The 23,060-nt window shown below is 64.3% G+C and carries 17 protein-coding genes and 2 pseudogenes; 13 read left to right on the plus strand and 6 right to left on the minus strand.

Annotated features, from left to right (window positions below; translation table 11 throughout):
* Positions 1-58: 58 nt before the first annotated feature.
* Positions 59-1,255 (plus strand): annotated as a pseudogene (locus ACQP2U_RS15480) (PucR family transcriptional regulator); the annotation flags it as partial.
* 83 nt (positions 1,256-1,338) lie between these two features.
* Positions 1,339-1,953: a dihydrofolate reductase family protein gene (locus tag ACQP2U_RS15485; RefSeq protein ID WP_397034120.1), complete on the plus strand. Its 615-nt coding sequence runs from the start codon at positions 1,339-1,341 to the stop codon at positions 1,951-1,953.
* A 5-nt stretch (positions 1,954-1,958) separates the two neighbouring features.
* Here the strand turns inward: ACQP2U_RS15485 and ACQP2U_RS15490 are convergent, their stop codons facing one another.
* Genes ACQP2U_RS15490 through ACQP2U_RS15500 form a run of 3 tightly spaced genes read right to left on the minus strand, consistent with a single transcriptional unit; the run spans position 1,959 to position 7,174 of the window.
* Positions 1,959-3,128: a glycoside hydrolase family 19 protein gene (locus ACQP2U_RS15490; protein WP_433715295.1), complete on the minus strand. Its 1,170-nt coding sequence runs from the start codon at positions 3,126-3,128 to the stop codon at positions 1,959-1,961.
* A 58-nt stretch (positions 3,129-3,186) separates the two neighbouring features.
* Positions 3,187-5,580 (minus strand): ATP-binding protein, encoded by a 2,394-nt coding sequence (locus tag ACQP2U_RS15495; protein WP_433715296.1) that lies wholly within the window; start codon positions 5,578-5,580, stop codon positions 3,187-3,189.
* 43 nt (positions 5,581-5,623) lie between these two features.
* Positions 5,624-7,174, minus strand: coding sequence for an amino acid permease (locus ACQP2U_RS15500; RefSeq protein ID WP_433715297.1), 1,551 nt, complete (start codon positions 7,172-7,174; stop codon positions 5,624-5,626).
* 151 nt (positions 7,175-7,325) lie between these two features.
* On the opposite strand from ACQP2U_RS15500, the gene ACQP2U_RS15505 reads away from it, so the two are divergent.
* The 4 genes and pseudogenes from ACQP2U_RS15505 (at position 7,326) to ACQP2U_RS15520 (ending at position 11,072) form a co-directional block, all read left to right on the plus strand.
* Entirely contained in the window at positions 7,326-8,855 is a 1,530-nt protein-coding gene (locus tag ACQP2U_RS15505) for a phytoene desaturase family protein (RefSeq protein WP_433716475.1), read from the plus strand.
* A 358-nt stretch (positions 8,856-9,213) separates the two neighbouring features.
* Positions 9,214-9,918, plus strand: coding sequence for a hypothetical protein (locus ACQP2U_RS15510; RefSeq protein WP_433715298.1), 705 nt, complete (start codon positions 9,214-9,216; stop codon positions 9,916-9,918).
* A 132-nt stretch (positions 9,919-10,050) separates the two neighbouring features.
* Positions 10,051-10,134 (plus strand): annotated as a pseudogene (locus ACQP2U_RS15515) (LysR family transcriptional regulator); the annotation flags it as partial.
* A gap of 302 nt (positions 10,135-10,436) precedes the next feature.
* Positions 10,437-11,072, plus strand: coding sequence for a hypothetical protein (locus tag ACQP2U_RS15520; RefSeq protein ID WP_433715299.1), 636 nt, complete (start codon positions 10,437-10,439; stop codon positions 11,070-11,072).
* Positions 11,073-11,249: 177 nt separating this feature from the next.
* Here the strand turns inward: ACQP2U_RS15520 and ACQP2U_RS15525 are convergent, their stop codons facing one another.
* On the minus strand, positions 11,250-11,888 hold the full coding sequence (locus ACQP2U_RS15525; RefSeq protein WP_433716827.1) for a hypothetical protein: 639 nt from the start codon (positions 11,886-11,888) through the stop codon (positions 11,250-11,252).
* A 28-nt stretch (positions 11,889-11,916) separates the two neighbouring features.
* Between ACQP2U_RS15525 and ACQP2U_RS15530 the strand changes: the two genes are divergently transcribed.
* Both ACQP2U_RS15530 and ACQP2U_RS15535 read left to right on the plus strand, forming a co-directional pair.
* Complete coding sequence (locus tag ACQP2U_RS15530) at positions 11,917-12,060, plus strand: tautomerase family protein (RefSeq protein WP_433716476.1); 144 nt, start codon at positions 11,917-11,919, stop codon at positions 12,058-12,060.
* 42 nt (positions 12,061-12,102) lie between these two features.
* Positions 12,103-12,798, plus strand: coding sequence for a DUF1275 family protein (locus tag ACQP2U_RS15535; RefSeq protein ID WP_433715300.1), 696 nt, complete (start codon positions 12,103-12,105; stop codon positions 12,796-12,798).
* A 173-nt stretch (positions 12,799-12,971) separates the two neighbouring features.
* On the opposite strand, the gene ACQP2U_RS15540 is transcribed toward ACQP2U_RS15535, so the two are convergent.
* Both ACQP2U_RS15540 and ACQP2U_RS15545 read right to left on the minus strand, forming a co-directional pair.
* Positions 12,972-14,294 (minus strand): family 1 glycosylhydrolase, encoded by a 1,323-nt coding sequence (locus ACQP2U_RS15540; protein WP_433715301.1) that lies wholly within the window; start codon positions 14,292-14,294, stop codon positions 12,972-12,974.
* Positions 14,295-14,469: 175 nt separating this feature from the next.
* The gene (locus tag ACQP2U_RS15545; RefSeq protein ID WP_433715302.1) at positions 14,470-15,252 is read right to left on the minus strand and encodes an IclR family transcriptional regulator; all 783 of its coding nucleotides are present in this window, start codon (positions 15,250-15,252) and stop codon (positions 14,470-14,472) included.
* 86 nt (positions 15,253-15,338) lie between these two features.
* On the opposite strand from ACQP2U_RS15545, the gene hutH reads away from it, so the two are divergent.
* The 5 genes from hutH (at position 15,339) to hutI (ending at position 22,522) form a co-directional block, all read left to right on the plus strand.
* Positions 15,339-16,895: a histidine ammonia-lyase gene (hutH, locus tag ACQP2U_RS15550; protein WP_433715303.1), complete on the plus strand. Its 1,557-nt coding sequence runs from the start codon at positions 15,339-15,341 to the stop codon at positions 16,893-16,895.
* A gap of 138 nt (positions 16,896-17,033) precedes the next feature.
* Entirely contained in the window at positions 17,034-18,686 is a 1,653-nt protein-coding gene (gene hutU / locus ACQP2U_RS15555) for a urocanate hydratase (RefSeq protein ID WP_397040855.1), read from the plus strand.
* Positions 18,683-19,882: an allantoate amidohydrolase gene (locus ACQP2U_RS15560; protein ID WP_433715304.1), complete on the plus strand. Its 1,200-nt coding sequence runs from the start codon at positions 18,683-18,685 to the stop codon at positions 19,880-19,882. Before hutU ends, ACQP2U_RS15560 begins: the two co-directional genes overlap by 4 nt.
* Before the next feature lie 97 nt (positions 19,883-19,979).
* Positions 19,980-21,284 (plus strand): formimidoylglutamate deiminase, encoded by a 1,305-nt coding sequence (locus ACQP2U_RS15565; protein ID WP_433715305.1) that lies wholly within the window; start codon positions 19,980-19,982, stop codon positions 21,282-21,284.
* A gap of 50 nt (positions 21,285-21,334) precedes the next feature.
* The gene (gene hutI / locus ACQP2U_RS15570; RefSeq protein ID WP_433716477.1) at positions 21,335-22,522 is read left to right on the plus strand and encodes an imidazolonepropionase; all 1,188 of its coding nucleotides are present in this window, start codon (positions 21,335-21,337) and stop codon (positions 22,520-22,522) included.
* Positions 22,523-23,060: the final 538 nt, after the last annotated feature.

The raw sequence follows: 23,060 nt of genomic DNA on the forward strand, positions 1-23,060 counted from the left end.
ATGACCGGATTGGCGAGTCGTATGAAAGTGGGCAGTGGTCGTGGCTAGCGAGGGTGAGTTGGTGGCCGCGGACCTGGACCTGTTCGGATTGGCGCAGATGGTTGCCCAGAATGCCGGCGGGATGGTGTCCATCGAGGACCCGCAATCGCATGTGCTCGCGTATTCGGCCTCGGATCAAGCGGCCGATCAACTGCGGGTGCTGTCGATCCTCGGCCGGGAGGGACCGCGGGATTATCTGCAGGTGCTGCGCAAGTGGGGTGTGTTCGATCGGCTGCGCGGAACCGACGATGTCATCGACATACCGGCGCACGAAGAACTGGATATCAAGCGCCGCCTGGTGGTGAGCATTCGCGAGCACGCCGAGGACAATGCCCCGCGGGTGCTCGGTTCGATCTGGCTGCAACAGGGCGACCGGCCATTCAAGCCGGATGCCGCGGAGATCCTGCGCGGCGCGTCGGCCATCGCCGCCCGCCTGATTTCGCGCAATCTGGACGCGCCATCCACCGAGGCGCTGCTGATTCAACGGTTGTTCGGAACCGGTGGTGGGACCACGGACGTGCCTGCAGTAGCGAGTGCGTTGAATCTGCCGCTGACCGGTCCGGCAGCGGTGGTCGGCTTCGCGGTCGCTCCCGGCGGGAAGTCCCCCGCCGCCTTCGGCAATATGCTTCGCTTGCGCGCCAGTTCATTTCGCGGTGATTCGGTGACAACCATCCTCGGCGATCGGGTGTATGTGCTACTGCCGCAATACCGATCCGCGCATGCGGTGACCGCGTGGACCCGTCAGCTGGTCGAACAACTCGAAGCCACACTCGAATTGCGCGCCGCCATCGCCTGTCCCATACCGGATCTGGCGCATGTCGCGGGCGCGCGTTCGGAGGTGGACCGTGTCCTCGACAGCACGGCCGCGACCTATCCGCGGGGTCGGGTGACCACGCTGGCTGAATCGCGCACCGCGGTACTGCTCGCCGAAATCCTCGATCTCGTCCGCACGCGGCCCGAACTGCACGATCCGCGCCTGCGCAAGCTGCTGGACTACGACCGCAAGCACTCCGCGAATCTGTGCGAGAGCGTCGAGACCTACCTGCGCGAGCACGGCGATGTGCGCAATGCCGCGACGGCACTGCAGGTGCACCCGAACACTCTGCGCTACCGGATCCGCCGGGTCGAGGACATTGTCGGGATGGACCTCACCGATCCCGCCGATCGTCTTTTGCTCGAACTCCAACTCGCCTTGCATCGCCGATCAGCCGAATAGGGGAGCGCGCGAGCGATGATTATTCCGGTTCCGGTCCGTCTGATCTGGTGACACGGCATCAATAACCGACCAAGGAGATACCGATGCGGAAAATCACCGCCGGACTGTTCATCGCGCTCGACGGCGTTGTCGAAAACCCCCAGGATTGGCACTTCCCATACTTCAACGAGGAGATGGGCGCGGCCGTCGACAGCCAGCTCGGCGCGGCCGATACATTGCTGTTGGGCCGCAAGACCTACGAGGGTTTCGCCGGGGCATGGCCGGAGCGGGAGGCCGCTGGTGATGTGGACGCCGAAATGGCCAAGAAGCTCGGCGACGCGCGCAAGATCGTGGTCACGCATCAGGATCTCAGCTTCACCTGGCGCAATTCCGAAGTGCTGAAGGGTGATCTGGTGGAGGCTGTGACGGCGCTGAAGGACGAACCCGGCGAAGCACCCATCGGAATCAGCGGCTCGGTATCCATCGTCCGCCAGCTGCTCGAGGTCGGGCTCTTGGACGAACTGCACCTGCTGGTGCACCCGATCGCGGTGCGCAAGGGTTTGCGATTGTTCGAGGAAACCGATTCCGCGCTTCCGCTGCAACTGCTTTCGTCCGACACGTTCAAAACCGGTGTCATCCATCTGGTTTACGCCAAGGCGGCGGCTGAAGGCGCAGAAGGATACGAATACGCGAAACAGTTCCTGCCCCAAGAGGATTGAGATTTTCAATCCGCGTCGAGGACCTTGCGAGCGCGGCTGTAGTTCTGGTTGCGCTCCGCGCTCCCATTACTGCCGCCGTTGATCGTTTGGGTGATCGCGCCGATGTCCGATTTATCGGCGTCGTCGTTCAAATCCTTATCATCCCAATACCATCCCGCGGTGGCGAAGGCGTACTTGGGGTCTTTGGCCAAGTCGGGGTTTGCGACGAAATCGACCTCGAGGGCATCGCTGGCCTTCTGATAGTTGGTGCGTCCGGTAAGTTGCAGGGCGCCCCGACCACGGAAGCGGCTGCCATCGCCGGACTGCTTGTTTCCGAGGTCTTTACGTGCCCCGTAATTTCCCTCGAAGTAGGCCTTGTCACCGTATTCTTCGAGGGTTTTCAAATTGTCCGTCTCCACTCCGACCTGTGCGAGGAATGCGGCCGCGCGCTCGGGCGTATCGATCCCGTAGTCACGCATCGCCTGGTCGAGGTAGGGCAGATACTTCTCCAGTTTGCTCTTGGGCGTGTGGGGGAAGATCGCTGCGAGCTGTTCCAAGGTCACCGGAATCATCTTCCCGGCCCGTTCCGAATTCGTTCCGAGGAGGTCGCGGAAGTCGTTCTCCACATGCAGGACCTTCGTGACAATTTCGGCCAACAGCGATTTTTCCTCAGTCGCCGTCAACTTGTTCGATCGTGCGGAAACAGCCAACGAAGCCGCCTGCAGTACCAACCCCAGCATTTGCGCTTCGTCCCGGATCTCTTTGGCCATCTTGGCATTATCGCCCGCGACATCCCCAACTTTGCCCGAGAGCTTGGTATCGCGCTCTTTCAAACCGGCGGTCAGCTCTGCGAGTTCGGCCGATTTCGTATTGTAATGCGCTGTCACCACGGACTTGTTGGCCACATCGTAGAGGTTCGCCGCATCGAGCAGGGCCGTCAGATCAGGAATATCGGAGGGATTCCCGGTGCCGAGTTGGTCGACCATCAATCGAAATGCCGTCCGAGCGAGCTCGACCGCGTGCTGCACGGTCCTCGAAGAGCCGGGCGGTGCCGCCAGTTTGTCGATCTGCTCGCGCGCCTCGGCCACTACCGGCGATGCGGTCTGCTTCAGCGCTTTCGGGGTGAGCAGTCCATATTTCGCTTTACCCCAAGGATCGAGCTCGATCGGATCGTAGGGGCCGTCCACCCGCGGCATTGTCGCACAATAGGCTCTGCGCTTTCGGGCCTCGACTCCCCAGCGGTGGGCCTAGGCGCTATTCGCTCAGCGCCTGCTCGGTGCGCGGGACGGCGAGGGTCCAAGTGGTTTCGGTTGGGGCGGGCGTGGTCACAGTCAGGGTCGCACCGTAGCTGACAAGTGTTTCCGGCAATGGTCCGGGTGCATCGTCGGCTATTGCGAGATTAGTTGGTGCCCAAGTGATTTCGTGCGTATCGATGGCAAGTTGACGATCATCGAGGGTGACATTGACCCGGATATCCTCGGCGACTGCCCGCTGGCTCAATGTCCGTAGTACCCGTTCCACGGCTTCGAGCGCGGCGGATGCGAGAGCGGGATCGAGGTCGTTGACCGGTCCTTCGAAGCAGACTTGGGACTGTGCGCCGAGTGCCTCGGCGGCCTCGCTGGTGAACTCCATGATCTGCGTGCGGAACGGGGTCTCGTTCTCGACCTCCGAGGCGAGTCCCGTGACGGTATGGCGGATGTGATGGATGACGGCGTCGAGTTCTTGGACCGCGGCATCGATGCGGGCGGCGACGGCCGGTACGCGGGCCAGGGGGCGGATCCCGCTCAATCGCATCCCGATGCCGAACAGTTGATCGATCACCGTGCGATGCAGTTCGTGGGCGATGCGGTCGCGTTCGTTGATGACCCGCAATGCCCGCAGTCGCGTCTCGGCCAGCCGGAGGTTGACCAGATGGTCCACCCGTGCTCGGAGTTCGGCGAGCTCGAATGGTTTGCGCAGGTAGTCGTTGGCACCGGCACGCAGCAGATCCAATCGTGACTGCTCGTCAGCGCGTGCGCTGACGATGAATACCGGGGTGTTCCGCAGCTCGTGGTCGTTGCGTACCTCGCGCAGAAGTTCGTCGCCGCTCATGCCCGGCATCATGATGTCGCAGAGGATCAGATCCGGCTGGTGGGTTCGCGCCAGCCGCAGTCCCGTGCCGCCGTTATCGGCGGTGACGACCCGATAGGAATCGGAAAGCGCTTCCCGAATCAGGGCGTTGAGATCGGCGTTGTCCTCGACGACAATGACCGACGGCTTCGGTTCCGACTCATCCGATCCGGTATCCACGACGGTGGTGCGGTCGCCACGTTCGGGCGTCAGCTCCGCGATCACCGCGTCGGCGGCGTTACTTGTCCGAATCGGTGTCGGCTCGGTGTCCGACCGGCGGACCGGAGTGCCGGGAGGGGCGGCTCGCGGTAGCTCGATAACGATCACCGCCCCGCCCTCCGGTGCGTCGCCGATGGTGATGTCACCACGGTGCAGACGCACCAGATCGCGGACGATGCTCAGACCCAAACCCGTGCCGCCCACCGAACGGGTCGCCCCGCCATCGACCTGACGGAACCGCTCGAAGACCGCGGTGCGGTGCGACGCCGGAATGCCTGGGCCGCTGTCGGCGATCTCGATGACCACATCCTCCTCGGCAGGGCGCACCGTGCAGCGGATAACGCCTCCTTCGGTGACGAACTTGAAGGCGTTGGACAGCAGATTCAGCAGGATGCGCTGCAAGTGGTCGGGATCGAGCGCGGCGGGAACGGGCTGCGGCGCGTCGACGGCCAAGCGGATGCCGCGGTCAACGGCCATGGACTCGAAGAACGCCGAGCCGACCCGGACCTGCTCGGTAACATCGATCCAGGCGTAATCGGGTCGTATCGCATCCGTCTCCAGCTTCGAGGCGTCGAGGAGGTCGTCGATCTGACGCCGCAGTATGCGCGCATTGCGCAGGATCAACTCGAGCCCATCGCGGTCGCCGGGCGCGCACCGGTCGAGCGACTTTTGTGTCTGCGCCGAGATCAACATGAGTGGGGTTCGCAGCTCGTGGCTGATATTGGCGACGAACTGGCTCTTCAGTTCGTCCAGCTCCTTCGCGCGAGCGTACAACTGGGCCAGCTCGGCATTGGCCTCCTTGAGCTGTCGGCTGGTTTCGGCGACCTCGTGGGCTCGGGCGAACACCTCCTGTTCCATTTCCTGCCTCGAAGCCCGCAGCGCGGCCGTTTCCTGCTGTTTCGCCGCATCGGATGCTTCGAGCCGAATGAAATCGGTGACATCCTCGACGCGGTGGATGACATAGCGCAGCTCGCCGTCGGTACCGAGGACCGGAGAGTTGGTCGGGCTCCAGAATCGCTGTTCGAAGGTGCCGTCGGGCCTGCGGATGTCGTAGCGCTGTATCGGCATCGCATCGGTGACTTGGTCATGCAGCACCCGTTCCAGCGAAACCCGCAGGTTGCGGACTCCTTCTGCCGTCGGATCGTCTGGATTGTCCGGAAATACCTCGAAAATGCTCTTGCCGAGGATGTGCTGGCGTTCGGTCATCGTCGCGGCGGCATATGCGTCGGTCACCGCGACGATAGACAGGTCGGGATCGAGTACCAGGTACAGACCTGGTGCGGACTCGAACACGGCGCGGAAATCGAGTTCCACGGACACATATCGACTCTATCCCCACCGTGCGTCCAGCGATATGGGCAGGTCAGGCCTGTACCGGCGCCTCGGACTCGCCGCTCTCGGCGACCGTTCGCCTGGGTCCGGTGAACCAGTGTTTGGCTGATACGAGCCACCAGATGCCGATCGCGCCGACCACGCCGACCAGGGTGATCGGTGCGTAATTGACGGTGTTCCAAGTGAATTCGCTGTTCCAAGGATAGCCGCGGTCATCGGTCGGCAGGATGAACAGCAGGCTGATCAACGCGGTCCAGATCAGCGCGATAATGCCGATAGGTCGGTACCAGGCGCCGAGTTGCCAAGGGCCGGTATGGAATCGGCTGCCATGTAGTTGACGCAAGAGGATCGGGATGCCGTAGGCGATGTAGAGGCCGATGGTGGCGACGGAAGTGGCTGCCGCATACGCGGTCGGTGCGTTCTCCGCGGGCACCAGCATCGAGGGGATCAGCAGGACGAACGAGAAGAACGAGATGAACAGCACCGCGTGCACCGGCACCTTGCGTACCGAAAGTCGCGACCAGTAGGCCGATCCCGGCACCGCACCGTCACGGGAGAAGGCGAACAGCATGCGCGAGGCCGAGGTGACCGAGGCGTAGCCGCAGAACAGCTGCGCGATCGCGGCGATGATCAGTAGCAGACCGGACCAGAACGAATTCAGCGAGTTCTCCAGGATATAGATCACCGGATAGCCGCTGTTCTTCGTCGGATCCAGCGCATCGTCGAGATTCGGGATGGCGAAGGTCACTGCCATGATGAGCAGGTATCCGGCGACGGCCGAGACGACGATGGTATTGATGATGCCCTTCGCCGCGGTGCGCGCCGCGTCGTGTGTTTCCTCCGACATATGCGCGGATGCGTCGTAGCCGGTGAACGTGTACTGCGCGTGCAGCAATCCGAGCAGGAAGCTGAATGCCACGCCGCCGAAGCCGACCGCGCTGTTGTCGACGGTTTCGGTGAAGACGAAGCCGACGCTCTGATGGTGGCTCGCCCCGAAACCGAGGACGACGACGAAGATCGCCACGCCACCGACATGCCACCAGGCCGAAATATTGTTGATCACCGCGGACAGATGCGGGCCGATCGCATTGAGTACGGCGTGCAGGACCAGAATCGCGGTGAATACCAAAAAGATTGCGGTGCGGTCGGTTCCGATATTGATACCGATCACATTGAGTACCGCGGTGGTGAAGATGGCGGCGCCGTAGTCGATGGCCGCGGTCACCGCGATCTGGCCGATCAGATTGAACCACCCGGTGAACCAGCCCCAGACCGGGCCGCCCAATTCCGACGCCCACCAGTACAGACCGCCGGAAGTCGGGTAGGCCGACGCCAATTCGGCCATCGCGAGGCCGACGAACAACACCATGACCGAGACCAGCGGCCAGCCCCACGCCATGGTGATCGGGCCGCCGTTGGCCAGACCGATGCCATAACTGGCCAACCCGCCGGTAAGGATGGAGACGATGGTGAAGCTGATGGCGAAGTTGGAGAATCCGGACCAGGATCTGGCCAATTCCTGTTTGTAGCCGAGTTCGGCGAGGCGCCGTTCGTCATCGGATGGTGTGGTGGCTTCGGTCATGATCGCTCCCAGGTGAAAACGCAGCCCTCATACGGCGTTTGCCAGAAGCTAAGTGTGAAGTGAGTGCTGGTCAATCGCAGGGAAATATGGAAACCGGGCCGTAATCTCTCGGCAATCGCGCATTCCGTGGTAGGCAGGACGGATGCGACCGATGCGCTCCTCCTATGACGTGGTGGTGGTCGGTGGTGGTCACAATGGGCTGGTGGCCGCCGCATACCTGGCGCGAGCCGGGCGTTCGGTGCTGGTGCTGGAGCGCCGAGAGCACACCGGTGGGGCCGCGGTTTCGGAGCGGGTGTTCGCGGGTGTCGACGCGCGGTTGTCGCGGTATTCGTATCTGGTCAGTCTGCTGCCGCGTCGGATCATCGAGGATCTGGGGCTACGGTTCACAACGCGGCGTCGGCGGATCTCGTCGTATACGCCGGTCGGGGACGATGGACTGCTGGTCGATACCGGTTCCGAGGCCAGGACCAGGGAAAGCTTCGTACGGCTCACCGGATCGGAGCGAGATTTCCGGGCGTGGCAGGAGTTCTACGGCGCGACCGGGCGGCTCGCGCAGCGGGTGTTTCCTACGTTGACGCAACCATTGCCGACGCGCTCGGAGCTCGAGCGAGTTGTCGATGATCCCGCGACCTGGGCGGCACTGTTCGAGCGGCCGCTGGGGGAGACGGTCGAGTCCACCTTTTCCGACGACACAGTGCGCGGGGTCGTTCTCACCGATGCGCTCATCGGGACCTTCACCCATGCGCACGATCCTGAACTGCGGCAGAACCGGTGCTTGCTCTACCACGTGATCGGTGGTGGCACCGGCGACTGGGATGTGCCGATCGGCGGGATGGGCGCGCTCACCGACGCACTCGCCGACGCCGCTCGCGCGGCCGGTGCGGAGCTGATCACCGGATGTGCCGTGGCCGAGATCGAATCCGACGACTTCACAGCCGAAGTGCGCTATGCGGACGGTGTGGTCGGTGCCCGGCATGTGCTTGTCAATGCGGCACCGCATGAGCTCACGCAGTTGCTCGGAATACCGGGGGAGTCGAAACCCGAAGGCTCCCAATTGAAGGTGAATATGGTGCTGCGCCGGTTACCTCGGCTGCGCGATGTTTCGACAGATCCACGCGAGGCGTTTGCCGGAACCTTCCATATAGCCGAGTCGTATTCGCAATTGGAGCATGCATATCGCGAAGCGTGCGCCGGGCGGATTCCTTCGGTGCCACCATCGGAGATCTACTGTCACACCCTGACCGATCCGTCGATACTCGCGACCGATTCCGATCTGCACACCCTCACCTTGTTCGGATTACACACTCCGGCAAGACTTTTCGAGTCCGATCCAGAGGCGGCGAAGGCGATGGCCGTGAAGGCCGCGCTCGCCCAACTGGATGCGGTACTCGCCGAACCACTGGTCGATTGCCTCGCGCTCGACGAGGACGGTGCCCCCTGTATCGAGGCCAAGTCGCCGGTAGATCTGGAACGTGAGGTCGGTCTTCCCGGCGGGCATATCTTCCACCGCGACCTGGCGTTCCCTTATCGCGGCGAGGACGCCGACACTCCGGCGGCTCGCTGGGGTGTGGCTACGGACGTCCCCAACGTCTTCATCTGCGGTGCGGGCGCGATTCGGGGCGGCGGCGTCAGCGGTATCCCTGGCCACAATGCCGCAATGGCGGTTCTCGAAACGCGCTGACTGCGAGCGGGTCGCCAATGTGGGCGGAATCACATTTGGAATTGTTTCATGCGTATTACGCATTACCGTCCCGCGTGGAGTGATTGAAGCTGGATGGTGTCACGGCGGTTTTTGGTGGAGGATTCGGTTTGCGCATGATGGAATCCGATTGCGGCGTTCCGATTTCCCGCACGAGGTTGCCATCGGTTGGTGTCAACGCCAAGCGGGGTGTTGATGTGATGTAGATCTCATCATGATCGATCCGAGCATGACTCAGTGGCAATTGATGGGCAAATGATAACAATTTGATCACGCACCCTTGGCGTGCTGCGGCTTTAATGGGGCTGCTTCCGAAGTCCACCCCGTTAGGAACCAAAGCATGTTGATGAGGAAATTCGCCGCGACCTCGGCGCTGGTGATCGCGGCGGTCGGTGTCACGGCCGGGACCGTGAATGCCGCTCCCGAAACCGACAACGGCGTCGTGAACTACACGGCTACCACGACCCCGTCCTCGACCATTATCAAGACCGATGTCGGTTCGCTGGTCGACGAGAAGGGTGTCTTCAAGATCAAGGCCGTCGACGGAACCACCGTTGCGGGCACCGACCTGTCGTTCCGGGTGGACGATTTCGTCTTCCCGATCGCAGCGGATATCCAGGATCACAGTGCGACGCTCACTCCGCAGTTCGATATGGCCCATGCCGTGTACAAGCCGGTCGCGCTGCCGTTCGAGGACAAGGCCCCGTGGAAGTCCGACTACGACCGTGAGCAAGCAGCCTGGAACCGCCTGACCAGTACCATCAGCATGGGCGCCACCGTCGGCACCCTGGTCGGCGGCCTCGGCGGCGGCGCTGTCGGCTGTGTCCTCGGCGGTATCGCGGGCGCGACCGTCGCCGCAGCCACCATTGTCGGACTCTTCGGCCCATTCATCCCGGCCGCGGCAATCGGCTGCATCGGCGGCATCATCGCCGTTGGCGCGCTAGGCACCCTCGCCGGACAGATTTTCGTCACGGCCCCGGTCGCCATCGCCGCCGCAATCCAGTACTTCACCACCATCAATCAGCCCTTTACGGCACCGAAGTAACCCCGACACCCAAATCGGCGGGCGCTCGAACCGAGCGCCCGCCGATTTGTTCTGTCTGTCCCGAAGTTGCCGGTCGCCGAGCTAGCGTGCAGTGTCAATCGACAAGGACCGCTATCCCGAGGAGCCTGCCCCATGGAGCTGCGCCAATTGCGCTATTTCGTCACCGTGGCCGAGGAACTGCACTTCGGGCGCGCGGCTGAGCGGCTGCTAACGGCGCGGCGCGATACTTGACAGATCACCTGCCATGACTGACATTCGCGTGCCTCGAGGAGGAGGTGACCGTGCATTCGTTTGCAGCGACTTCCGCGGCCCGCGAGACTTCGGTAACCCTCACGCCGTGCCCCATCTCGTGGCGGGATGGTCTCGCTCGGGCCGTCACCGCCACCCAGAGCCGAAATGCGGGCGCGACCGCCGGACGGCACCACCAACAGCAGGAACAACCTCGAGCTGGCACGGGCTTACGCTTGAAGCCCGATCACGAGCCGCTGCTGCCGATATGCGACGAAGAGGAAGCTAGTATGAATGGTGGACCTCAAAACTGGCTATACACCTCTGGTGATCACCAAATTATCGATCTGAGGAAAACTCCTGTTGTCGCCTACCCATTCGGTCGGTCGTCGAATCCGGAATCGCCATCCAGCGACAATGATAATACGGGTTCCCCTGCCGACAGAAGTCGCGTCTCAATAGAAGATCCACGAGTTACACATGGTCGAGTCAGGGCGCTTGCAGAGGCGGTTACCACTGATAGTGGTGAAAAGAACGAGCTCGACGCAGAACCCGGTCGCATCGAGGAGCCGAACCCCACGGAAGGTCCAACTGTCGGAGTAGATAATTCTCCTGACGATGGAGTTGAACCCATGCTGGAGGCGCAGGCGATTGCGAAGGTCCGCAAGCACCTACTCAGCCGTAATTTCGATACGAACGCAGGTTCACCGGGAAGATTGGTGGCCGAGCGCTTCAGCGTGGGCTGGATCGTGGGCTGGATTGTGTACATCTCCGCGCTCAAGCGTCAGCGCATCGATGAGACCTACTACGTCACCGACGACGGAGAACTCGAGCAAACGTCACCCGCAGTCGAACCTTCCACGTATGTCAAATCCGTCGAACAGCGGTTCTGGCAACGCCGGGCACTGTCCGGATGGGCCGAATAGTCGCGTCGTCGCAGCGGTCTCGCAGACCTGCGGCGTCGGCCCGATCCTAGCCGTTGACCTCACCGAACGGCTCGCACTTCTCGATTAGGCGGATTCCCGGCCGACCCGCCAGGGCGGCATAGATCGATCCGCAGTAGTCCTCACGTGAGGACATAGAGCACGCACGCAATGACGATGCTACCGAGCACCCCCCGCGAAAATCTCTACGATAAGGTAGCTGTTGGAGTAGGTACCCTCCATCCATTGCGCCCAGACCGGAGCGCAGACCCGCAACGCCGCAAAGAGCACGGCCAGCAACATCGCCCCGATCATTCCGTTCAATGGCAGTAGAGGATGTAACCAGACATATCCGATGGTCATCACATACGCCTCGATTTGAGTACCCCAAAAATTAAGCTTGAAATAGTGCGGCCTCCGCCGTCGAGTATCATCGCCAACGCTCGACCAGCCTTGACCGGCATGTATCCGTGCCACCCGCGGATTTCCGTATACAACCATCATCACCAGCGTGTGGACAAATCCCGCAACCAAGCCCCACGCAAGTATTTTTACTGCGATCATTTCCCTCGCTTCAACGGCAATGTAACCAAAGTTGTATTGTTGCTGCGCTATGGTCGTGTGCTGCTGTCGATTGCGCAGAGGCGAACGACACACGACTGATTCCGCTGCACAGCAAGGGCATCCGACATGGCGAGGAAAACGGTACATCGCGACGCTCGGCCGCTCACGAGCTGCATTCCCAAGACTGGCAGCCTCTACCCATCGATGGGGAGCGACCACTTCCGGCGGTCGGGGCAGCGCCAACTTAATCGTCACCGTCCAGCAGGGTCCGCGCACCGTCGAACTGAAGCGGGATCTGGTCCGCCGAATCACCGACGCCTTCGTCGATGCCTACCAGATTCCGGCCGAGACCGTCCAGGTGTGGATTCACGAGACGCCCGCCGACAGCTGGGGCGCGGCCGGACAGCTGACCGTCGATAAGAAATAGCCGACCGCAGAATGCCGAAGCCCGACCGATACCGTCGCGGTCATGCCGATCAAGCATGACCTGCCACGCTGGCTACCGGTCGGGCCGGTGGTTCTGGTGCTGCTATCCGCCGGTGCTGGCGCGACCGACGCCCTGGTTTTCACCGAACTCGGCAAGGTATTCGCCAGCATCCTGACCGGAAATCTGGTGCTGCTCGGTGCGGCCGCCGGGTTATCCGGGATCGAGCTGACACCGCCGTTGACGGTCCTCGTTGCCTACCTCGTCGGTGTTGCCGGGGCCGCGCGCTGGTGTCGCGCAATGCCGCCGATGAGACGGCGCACCGCACGTATCCGGCACTGCCTCGCGGGTGAGGCGGCATTGGTGGTCGTCGTCGCCGTTGTCGCTGTGTTCGCCGATGCGGTCGGTGCCATTCGCATCATCCTGCTGGCTGTAGCAGCCCTGGCCATGGGCGTCCAGTCCGCCGCAGTCCTGGTTATTGATCGCGGATCACCGACCACCTATATGACGAGCACGTTCACCAGTCTGGTCAGCGACCTTGCCGCGAATCGCCGTGCCGACCCGCTCGCCGTCGCCAGAATCGCCGCGGTTGTCGCCGGTGCCGCCGCAGGTGTCGCACTCTATTCCATAAGCGCCCACTGGGGTTTCGTCGTCCCCGCCGCCCTGATCGCAGCGGCGGCGAGTCTTGCGTACGCCGCTCGTGACACCGCGCTACCGGCCCGAACGACATCGGACGAATAGTGACGCTGTCACGTCGATCGCGGAATCCCCGAGGGCAGACTGAATCACTCGGTCGGATTCGGCTCGGGTGAATCCGAACCGCGTGCTGTCGCGGGAACTAGATCTGCAGATCAAGGATTCGGCTCCGTGTGGTCCGGGTGTAGCGGAGCCGGGAGGAAACCTCGGACATTCGGCTAGGGAACGGCGACGGTTTCGTCGCAGCTGTCGGGTGGGTCGACCAAGCCGCATTCGGCGGGTGGGCGGGTTGGATGATAGGTGGTGGGGACGCCGCCGGACCGGATGATGGCCCGGTAGGCGTCGACGGCGTCGGTGGGGGTGCGGGCCAGGGTGGGGTCGGTGCGAACGTCGACGGTGTAAAGGCCGAAACGCGGTGTGTAGCTGCCCCATTCGTAATTGTCGGTCAGGCTCCAGTAGTTGTAGCCGACGACATTCATGCCGTCGGCCTTGGCGCGCTGCAGCCAGTAGACGGTGTCGCGGAGGTGGTCGGCGCGGGTGTAGCCGTCGGCGCGTGGCTTGGCGTCCTCGGTGGGCATGCCGTTCTCCACGACATACAGTGGGCGATCGGGAAACAACTGTGCGTAATGACGCAATGCGTAGTAGATGCCCTCGGTGTGAATAGGGAGTTCCCAGATCGCCGGACCTTCGTTCGAACCGCCCTGTACCGCTTTGTTCGTTTCCGGCAGTGGCGCGAAATAGTAGTCGACGCCGATGAAATCGAGCTTATCGGCAATCCGGTCCACGATCGGCTGGTTCACCTCGGTCTCGGCGCCCGCGACATAGCCGAGGTTGCTGGTGACCTGCGCGTCGGGTCGGTTCTGATGGATGGTGTCGTAGATTGCGTTGTGCGCCTGTGCGATTCGGTCCAAGACGGCGGGCGCCTCGTCCGGCGTGATCGCGCCGATGCGCAGTTCGGTGCCGATGTAGGCGGCGGGCTCGTTGAAGGTGACCCACAGCGGGTCGCGAGAGGCGTAGCGGTTCACCACCTTTCGCATGTTCGCCAGCCAATCCTCGACCATGCCCGGGTTGCGCCAGCCGCCCCGATCGGCAGCCCATCCGGGGTACACCCAGTGATCCAGGGTGAGCATCGGCCGCATTCCGGCCGCGAGGATGCGCGCTATCACGTTGTCGTAGAAGCCGAATGCCGCCTCGTTCCATGTATCGGCTTGCGGCTGGACCCGCGCCCATTCGATGCCGATCCGATACACCCGGACCCCGAGACTTGCGGCGAGGTTGATATCGGAGATGTAGCGCTTGTAGAAATCGACCGAGTTCTCGTAGTCGTCCCCGGCCTCGCCGGACTCGATGTAGCGGGTCCAATTGCTATCCGGCGCATGGCCTTCGGATTGGAAGCCCGATGACGCGACGCCCCAGAGGAACTCCCGGCCGAATGGTGCGATGGTGGCGTGCGCGGTCGGCATGGTGATGCCGGGCAGCAGTAGCGCGGTCGCGATGAACGCGAGTCCAACCAGGGTGCGGCGGCGCATCGGTGTTCGCATCGAGCTCCTGTCCCCATCCGGCACTGTTGGTCATGCGTCACCTGGCGGGCATTGCCCGGATCGGTGATCTCCCAGCGTAACTGTCAGATTGCTGGAAACCGCGCAGTCGGTCGGTGTGTCGGATATGGAGTCCGAAGACCTGGAAATTCGTGTCGATTGCTGCCTATTTGCGTCCTCAGCTCACCCGCCCACCGATGCGGCGGGTGAGCTCGTCAGCGGTCGACCGCACCTGGGCAGCGAGGCCGGACCAATCGGCCACGCAGGGGATCTGTTCGCAATGGTGCCGCAGCGTCACGCTGATCGCCGCGATCGGGCGATGGTCGTGATCGAATGCTGGATAGGCGACCGAGGCGAATCCGGCGGTGACATGTCCGTCCTCGCTCGCCCAGCCGCGCCGCCGCTCGGCGGCCAGAATGGTGCGCAGCGCGGCGAGGCTGGTCGGCCCGCGGTCCGTGCGACGTACGAAGGCCGCGGCCGATGGGAACAGTGCGCGCACATGGGCGGCGGGCAGATGCGCCAGGATCGCCCGACCCGATGCGGTCAACTGCGCGGGCAACCGGACGCCGACATCGGTCACCAGAGTTTCGGGCCGCGCCGGGCGTTCCTTGATCAGATACAGCAGTTCATTGCCGTGCAGAACTCCGAGGTGCGCGTTGTGTCCGACCCGTCCGGCCAGCTCGCGCAGCAACGGTCCGGCCACCCGCTCCAGCGGATCGTGGCGTAGATAGGCCGAACCCAATTCGAAGGCGGCGATACCGAGGCCGTAGCGGCGTTCGGCGGGCAGCCGGGTGACGAAGCGGGCCTGCTCCAACTCCGCGAGCAGGTGATAGGTGGTGGAGCGGGGGATGTCCAGCTCACGCGCGACGGTGGACGCGGAGACCGGCCCGGCCCGGGTCGCCATCAACTGCAGCACGGCCAGGCCGCGCCGCAGTGCCGGAATGTCGCTGCTCGTTCCCATGGCGCTTCCTCGGATTGTCTCGGATACCAGACGGAACCTGGCTCAGCCTCATTCTCCATCCGCCCGCGCGGCGGTGGAATGGGGCTATGCCGGATACCACGCAGTTACCGCCCGTGGAGCTGGACGGGCCGCTGAGCGTCGAACGCATCGTCGCCGTTGCCCGCGCCGGTGCCGAGGTGCGATTCAGCGAAGCCGCCGAGAAGCGGCTGACCCATGCGCGCCAGCACGTCGACGCGCTGGCCGCGGGCACGGTCCCGACCTACGGCGTCTCCACCGGCTTCGGCGCCCTGGCTACCCGACACATTCCGCCGGAGAGTCGGGCCGCGCTGCAGCGGTCGCTGATCCGCTCGCATGCCGCAGGCGCGGGTGCGGCGGTCGAGACCGACGTGGTGCGCGCCATGATGCTGTTGCGGTTGCGCACCTTGGCCACGGGACATACCGGGGTGCGACCGGAGACGGCTCGCACCTTAGCCGCGTTGATCAATGCGGGCATTACACCGGTGGTGCACGAGTTCGGCTCGCTCGGCTGTTCCGGCGATCTCGCGCCATTGGCCGCCGTCGCTTTGGCCCTGATGGGGGAAGGTGAGGTCCGCGACACTTCCGGCACGGTTATCGCGGCCGCAGAAGCGTTGCACGCCAAGGGAATCACCCCGGTAGTTCTCGGCGAGAAGGAAGGGCTCGCGCTCACCAACGGCACCGATGGCATGCTCGGCATGCTGGCGCTCGCGATCAGTGATCTGCGCCAACTATTCGACGTCGCCGATATCACCGCCGCCATGAGTGTGGAGGCGCTGCTCGGCACCGATCGGGTCTTCGCCGATGATCTGCAGGCGTTGCGTCCACATCCGGGCCAAGCACTGTCAGCGCGGCGGATGGCCGCTGCGCTAGCGGGCTCGGAAATCGTTGCCAGCCACCGGGGTCCGGAGTGCAACCGGGTGCAGGACGCGTACTCGTTGCGCTGCGCACCGCAGGTGCACGGTGCCGCCCGCGACACCCTCGCGCACGCGGAATTGGTGGCCGAGCGAGAAATGGCCTCGGCCATCGACAATCCCGTCGTACTCGCCGATGGCCGGCTGGAATCCAATGGCAATTTCCACGGTGCTCCGGTGGCGTATGTCCTGGACTTCCTGGCCATTCCGGTCGCCGATGTCGCGAGCATGGCCGAGCGGCGCACCGATCGGATGCTGGATGTCGCACGTTCGCACGGCCTTCCGGCCTTTCTGGCGGCCGATCCCGGTGTCGATTCCGGTCACATGATCGCCCAGTACACCCAGGCGGGAATCGTCAGCGAGCTCAAACGCCTCGCGATGCCCGCCTCGGTGGATTCGATTCCGAGCAGTGCGATGCAGGAAGACCATGTGTCGATGGGCTGGTCGGCCGCGCGCAAATTGCGCAGGGCCGTCGACGGCCTGGCCACCGTACTGGCCATCGAATACCTCACGGCCGCACGGGCATTGGATTTGCGTGCGCCATTGCGTCCTGGCCCGGCCACGGCGGCGGCACTTGCCTTGCTCCGCACCGAGGTCGACGGCCCGGGACCGGACCGACACCTCGCCCCGGAAATCGCCACCGCGACGGAACTGGTCCGTTCCGGCGAACTGCTGGCCGCGGTCACACCCCACCTCGATACCTCAGGAAAGTGAGTTCCCTCCCGTGCCAACTCCCGAAGCATTCCGGTTTCCGCATGGCGGATCGGGCTCAACCTCATGCGTGGTCCCCAGTAGCTATGCAACAGCCACCTGCGGAGCGGACCGGAATCTCGTTGATATGGAGGCAATCCGATGACACGGACAGTGCGCGCGGCGCGTGGCACGCAACTGACGGCCAAGAACTGGCAGACCGAGGGTGCCCTCCGGATGCTGCAGAACAATCTCGATCCCGACGTGGCCGAGCGCCCGCAGGACCTGGTGGTCTACGGCGGCACCGGTAAGGCGGCGCGGAACTGGGCCAGCTTCGATGCGATCACCCGCACCATCACCACGCTCGAGGCGGATGAGACCCTGCTGGTCCAGTCGGGAAAGCCCGTGGGCGTGTTCCGGACGCACGAATGGGCGCCGCGGGTATTGATCGCCAATTCGAATCTGGTGGGGGACTGGGCGACCTGGCCGGAGTTCCGCAGACTGGAATCGCTCGGTCTCACCATGTACGGGCAGATGACCGCGGGCTCGTGGATCTACATCGGCACCCAGGGCATTCTGCAGGGCACCTACGAGACCTTCGCCGCGGTCGCGGATAAGCGTTTCGGTGGCACACTCGCCGGAACCCTCACGCTCACGGCGGGATTGGGTGGCATGGGCGGCGCGCAGCCACTGGCGGTCACCATGAACGGCGGGGTGGCGCTGGTCGTCGAATGCGATCCGGCACGTGCCGAGCGGCGGGTACACGACCGCTATCTCGACGAGATCGCCACCGATTTCGATGATGCGGTGCGCCGAGTCTCGAAGGCACGAAAGGAGCGAAAGGCACTGTCGGTCGGTCTGATCGGAAATGCGTCCGAGGTGCTGCCGAAGCTGCTGGCGGCGGGTGTCGAGATCGATATCGTCACCGACCAGACCTCGGCGCACGATCCCCTCGCGTATCTGCCGCGCGGTGTCGCAGTCGAGGACTGGGCCGATTACGCGGCGAAGAAGCCCGACGAATTCACCGACCGGTCCCGCGAATCCATGGCCGAACACGTCGACGCGATGCTCGGGTTCCTCGACCGCGGTGCGGAGGTCTTCGACTATGGCAATTCGCTGCGCGGGGAGGCGAAACTCGGTGGCTGCGAGCGGGCGTTCGACTTCCCGGGTTTCGTGCCCGCCTATATCCGGCCGCTGTTCTGCGAGGGCAAGGGGCCGTTCCGCTGGGCCGCGCTGTCCGGTGACCCGGCGGATATCGCCGCGACCGACCGCGCCATGCTGGAACTGTTCCCGGAGAACGAATCTCTGCGCCGCTGGATCACCATGGCGGGGGAACGCGTTGCCTTCCAAGGGCTTCCGGCCCGCATTTGCTGGCTCGGCTACGGTGAGCGGCACTTGGCCGGACTCCGCTTCAACGAAATGGTCGCCAACGGCGAGTTGCAGGCCCCGGTGGTGATCGGCCGCGACCACCTCGACTCCGGCAGTGTCGCCTCGCCCTATCGCGAAACCGAGTCCATGGCCGATGGTTCCGATGCCATTGCCGACTGGCCGCTGCTCAATGCGCTGGTCAACACCGCTTCGGGCGCGAGCTGGGTTTCGATTCACCACGGCGGTGGGGTGGGCATGGGCCGGTCCATTCACGCCGGTCAGGTCTGTGTCGCCGATGGAACCGCGTTGGCCGGGCAGAAGATCGAGCGCGTGCTCACCAATGACCCCGGTATGGGCGTCATTCGGCATGTGGATGCCGGGTACGAGCGGGCCAGTGCGGTCGCCGACGAGCGCGGCGTGCGCATCCCCATGCAGGAGAACAAGTGACAGCGAACGGACTGCTCGCCGACATCGCGGATGTGGGCCGGGATGTACGGCGCGGCGGATACTCCCGGCACGCCTTCGATCGTGCCGAACTGGAATTGCGGGATTGGTTCATCGAGCAGGCGGCCCGGCGCGGTCTGGATGTCACGACCGACGGCAACGGCAACATCTGGGCGTGGTGGGGAACTCCGGGTTCCGGTGCCGTGGTCACGGGGAGTCATCTGGACTCGGTGCCCGGTGGGGGCGCGTTCGACGGCCCGCTCGGAGTGACGAGCGCGCTCGCTGCCGTGGATATCTTGCGCGCCAGGGGTTTCACACCGGCGAAGCCACTGGCGCTGTTGGTGTTCGCGGAGGAGGAGGGTGGGCGTTTCGGAGTGCCCTGTCTGGGGTCCAGACTGCTGACCGGTGCCATCGACGCCGACCGGGCTCGCGGACTGCGCGATGCCGCCGGGATCACCTTCGCCGAGGCCGCGGCCAAAGCGGGGCAGGACCCGGATCGGTTCGGCGCGGATCCCGAAGCGCTCGCCGGTGTCGGCTGCTTCGTCGAATTGCATGTCGAACAGGGACGCGGGCTGATCGACCTGGACAGCCCGATCGCCACCGGCAGCAGCATCATCGCGCACGGACGCTACCGGTTCTCCTTCACCGGCCAGGGCAACCATGCGGGTGCGACCCGCATGCCCGACCGGCACGATCCGATGCTGCCCGCGGCCACCGTGATCGCGGCCGCTCGCCGGGTTGCCGCGGCCACCGACGACGCCAGGGCGACCATCGGCAAGCTGATACCAACGCCGGGCGGCACGAATGTCATTGCGTCGACCGTGGATCTGTGGCTGGATGCGCGCGTCGCCGGAGACGGACGCACCGCCGCACTGGTCGAGGACATCGCGGGATTCGCACTCGAGGCCGCGGCCGCCGAAGGCTGCGAGGTCACCGTCACCGAGGAATCCTATTCGGGCGATGTCGTTTTCAGTGAGCCACTGCGCGCCCGAATGGACGCAGTGCTCGGCGGTGTGCCCGCCCTACCGACCGGCGCGGGGCACGATGCGGGCATCCTGGCGGCCCATGTGCCGTCCGGCATGCTCTATGTGCGCAATCCAACTGGCATCAGCCATGCGCCGCAGGAGTATTCGGAACCCGCGGACGTGGATTTCGGTGCGGAGAGCCTGGCTCGCGTGCTCGAGGACTTGGCGAAATGAGCGCGCAGCGCTGCGTGCGGTGCGGAGTTCTGCTCAGCGATGGGTCACGCCGAAGCGCTGATTCGAGTCGCTGCCGACTGACGGTAGGTTCGCTCCGATGAGCGCCTATTGGGCCGAATACGCTTGGCTGCCTGACGGACTGGCCGAACGGGTGACGATCGATATCACCGGATCGACGATCCGCGCGATCGCCCGGGGAACCGAGCCGAACGGAAATATATTGCGCGGCTTGACCATTCCCGGGTTGGCGAATGCGCACTCACATGCTTTCCATCGCGCCTTGCGCGGGCGCACCCACCATGGCCGGGGCTCGTTCTGGACGTGGCGAGAACGAATGTACGCGGTCGCCGATCGGCTGGCACCCGACTCCTACTACCGGCTCGCACGCGGGGTCTACGCGGAGATGGTCTTGGCCGGATACACCAGCGTCGGCGAATTCCACTACCTGCATCACGCGCCCGGCGGGGCGGCCTATGCCGATCCGAATGCGATGAGTACGGCCCTGGCCGCGGCGGCGCAGGACGCCGGGATTCGGCTCACCCTGCTCGATACCTGTTATCTCAGTGGCGGATTCGGTCGAGATCCCGACGAACATCAGCGGCGCTTCAGTGACGGTGATGCGGCGGCCTGGGCCGAGCGCGCCGCCGCGTTCAAGCCGGAGTCGGAGTGGGTGCGCACCGGTGTGGCCGCACATTCGGTGCGCGCGGTACCGCCGCAGGCACTGGCGGTGGTCGCCGCACAGGCCGACGGTCGCCCTGTCCACGTCCACCTCTCGGAACAACCAGCCGAGAATCGTGATTGCCTTGCCACACACGGGCTTACGCCGACGGCGTTGTTGGCCGAAAACGGGTTGCTCGGGCCGGATACGGTAGCCGTGCATGCCACACATATGAGCACCGCCGATATCCGGATGCTGGCCGCCGCGCGGTCGCGAGCGTGCTTCTGCCCGACCACCGAACGCGATCTCGGCGATGGCATCGGCCCCGCCCGCCAACTTCTCGATGCCGGAGTTCGGCTGTGCTTGGGCACCGACAGTCACGCGATCGTGGACGGCTTCGAAGAGTGGCGTGCACTGGAGTTGAACGAACGACTCGCATCCCACACCCGCGGTCGATTCGAAATAGCGGAGTTGTTCAGTGCGGCAACCGATCACGCATCGATCGGCTGGCCCGAAGTGGGTCGCATCGAAGCGGGTGCGGCTGCCGATCTGGTCACCGTAGATCTCGACTCGATCCGGACCGCTGGCACCGAACCCGCGGCCGCATTGTTCGCCGCCTCGGCCGCCGACATCCGCGAGGTGATGATCGCCGGGCGGCCGGTGGTCTCCGATGGCCGCCATTTACTGGTGCAGGACCCCGAAATGATTCTACGAGAAGAGATTCGGGCTTTATGCCCGCCGTGACAGCTGGCGATGACGAAACGAGCAGAATCCTCACCGACAGAAAGGGCACCGTGTCGACCCTCATCACTGGAATCGGCGAGCTGACGACCAACGCGTCTGACGGCCCGCTGCACGATGCCGCGGTGGTGCTCGATGGTGAACGCTTCGCCTGGATCGGCGCGGCGAACTCCGCACCCGCCGCCGATGATCGTGTCGACATCGGCGGCCGCGCCGCGCTGCCGGGTTGGGTCGACAGCCACACCCATCTGGTCTTCGCCGGTGATCGCACCGCCGAATTCGAGGCCAGGATGGCCGGTCAGCCTTACCGTGCCGGTGGTATCGCGACAACGGTCGCCGCCACCAGAGGCGCCTCGGACGAACAGCTTTCGACCAACCTGCACCGCCACGTCACCGAGGCCTACCGCCAGGGCACGACCTGCCTGGAGACCAAGACCGGCTACGGCCTCAGCGTGCCCGACGAGACGCGCTCGGCCCGCATCGCCGCCGCCATCGCCGACGAGGTGACCTTTCTCGGCGCCCACTTGGTCCCGCCCGGTGCCGACGCCGAAAGCTACGTGGACTTGGTCTGCGGCGATATGCTCGACGCGGTCGCACCACATGTGCGCTGGACCGATGTCTTCTGCGAGACAGGCGCTTTCGACGAGGCTCAGTCCGATCGCGTCCTGCGGGCCGCCGCCGCACGCGGACTCGGTTTACGTGTGCACGGCAACCAATTGGGCACTGGCCCCGGCGTGCAACTGGCGGTCCGGCACGGCGCGGCAAGCGTCGATCACTGCACCTACCTCACCGAAGCCGATATCGAGGCCCTCGCCGCCTCGGACACCGTCGCCACCGTCCTGCCCGCCTGCGATTTGTCCACCCGACAGCCACTCGCTCCCGCCCGTGCGCTGCTCGACGCGGGTGTGACCGTCGCCCTGGCCACCAATGCCAATCCGGGCAGCTCCTACACCACGTCGATGGCCTACTGCGTGGCAACGGCCGTACTCCAAATGGGGCTCTCGATCGCCGAAGCAGTCTACGCGGCCACCGCCGCGGGCGCGAAAGCATTGCGCCGCAACGATGTCGGGGTCATCGAGGTCGGTGCACGCGCCGATCTCCAGGTGCTCGACGCACCCTCGGTCACCCATCTGGCGTACCGTCCAGGGGTCCCACTGACGCGGGCCGTCTGGCGCTTGGGACATCGCATTCCGGCGGCTGAATGGCCGAGTGCGGTCTATGAGTCTACGATCGAGCGGTAGCGCGGCATACACGAGAGCCATTGCGGTGCGGGCACATACGTCGACGGCCACGTCTGGTTCGAGTCCGCATACATCGATCAGCACGATAGCCCACCACGAGAGCAATACCGACACGAGATCGTCGAACTGTCGCTGGGACATGCGGTCACGCAGTGGTCCGAGCGCCCATTCGACCCAACGCACCCGACGATGCCCGTGCCGCGGTGCGTCCTGCGCGGGATCGACGGTGAGCTTCGCCAGCCGCCCCATCGGGAGTAGCTCGGTGATCGCGCACCCATCGCCCGCGCCAATTCGCCGACGCGTACGCGCGAGTCGTCGGACTGGAAATTCGTCAGCGCCTCATCGGTATTGGCGCTGAACAGGCTCATGGTGTCGTCGAGGAGAAACTGTGGGAAATACAGGTAGACGGTGCGTCTGGATGCGTCCGCGGCGGCGGCGATGTCATTGACCGAGGGTCGGCCAAAACTATACTGAGTTGCACTTATCGCACAGGAGTGCATTTAGTCACGGGAGGAACTAAATGACTATCGGGGAGCTT

Origin of the sequence: Nocardia sp. CA-084685, from assembly GCF_050955785.1 — a bacterium.
Classification (GTDB): domain Bacteria; phylum Actinomycetota; class Actinomycetes; order Mycobacteriales; family Mycobacteriaceae; genus Nocardia.

Excerpts from the sequence above, each read along its gene's own strand:
- ACQP2U_RS15485 (WP_397034120.1), top strand. The coding sequence starts at position 1,339 with ATGCGGAAAATCACCGCCGGACTGTTCATCGCGCTCGACGGCGTTGTC.
- ACQP2U_RS15490 (WP_433715295.1), bottom strand. The coding sequence starts at position 3,128 with ATGCCGCGGGTGGACGGCCCCTACGATCCGATCGAGCTCGATCCTTGG.
- ACQP2U_RS15500 (WP_433715297.1), bottom strand. The coding sequence starts at position 7,174 with ATGACCGAAGCCACCACACCATCCGATGACGAACGGCGCCTCGCCGAA.
- ACQP2U_RS15505 (WP_433716475.1), top strand. The coding sequence starts at position 7,326 with ATGCGCTCCTCCTATGACGTGGTGGTGGTCGGTGGTGGTCACAATGGG.
- ACQP2U_RS15510 (WP_433715298.1), top strand. The coding sequence starts at position 9,214 with ATGTTGATGAGGAAATTCGCCGCGACCTCGGCGCTGGTGATCGCGGCG.
- ACQP2U_RS15520 (WP_433715299.1), top strand. The coding sequence starts at position 10,437 with ATGAATGGTGGACCTCAAAACTGGCTATACACCTCTGGTGATCACCAA.
- ACQP2U_RS15535 (WP_433715300.1), top strand. The coding sequence starts at position 12,103 with ATGCCGATCAAGCATGACCTGCCACGCTGGCTACCGGTCGGGCCGGTG.
- ACQP2U_RS15540 (WP_433715301.1), bottom strand. The coding sequence starts at position 14,294 with ATGCGAACACCGATGCGCCGCCGCACCCTGGTTGGACTCGCGTTCATC.
- ACQP2U_RS15545 (WP_433715302.1), bottom strand. The coding sequence starts at position 15,252 with ATGGGAACGAGCAGCGACATTCCGGCACTGCGGCGCGGCCTGGCCGTG.
- hutH (WP_433715303.1), top strand. The coding sequence starts at position 15,339 with ATGCCGGATACCACGCAGTTACCGCCCGTGGAGCTGGACGGGCCGCTG.
- hutU (WP_397040855.1), top strand. The coding sequence starts at position 17,034 with ATGACACGGACAGTGCGCGCGGCGCGTGGCACGCAACTGACGGCCAAG.
- ACQP2U_RS15565 (WP_433715305.1), top strand. The coding sequence starts at position 19,980 with ATGAGCGCCTATTGGGCCGAATACGCTTGGCTGCCTGACGGACTGGCC.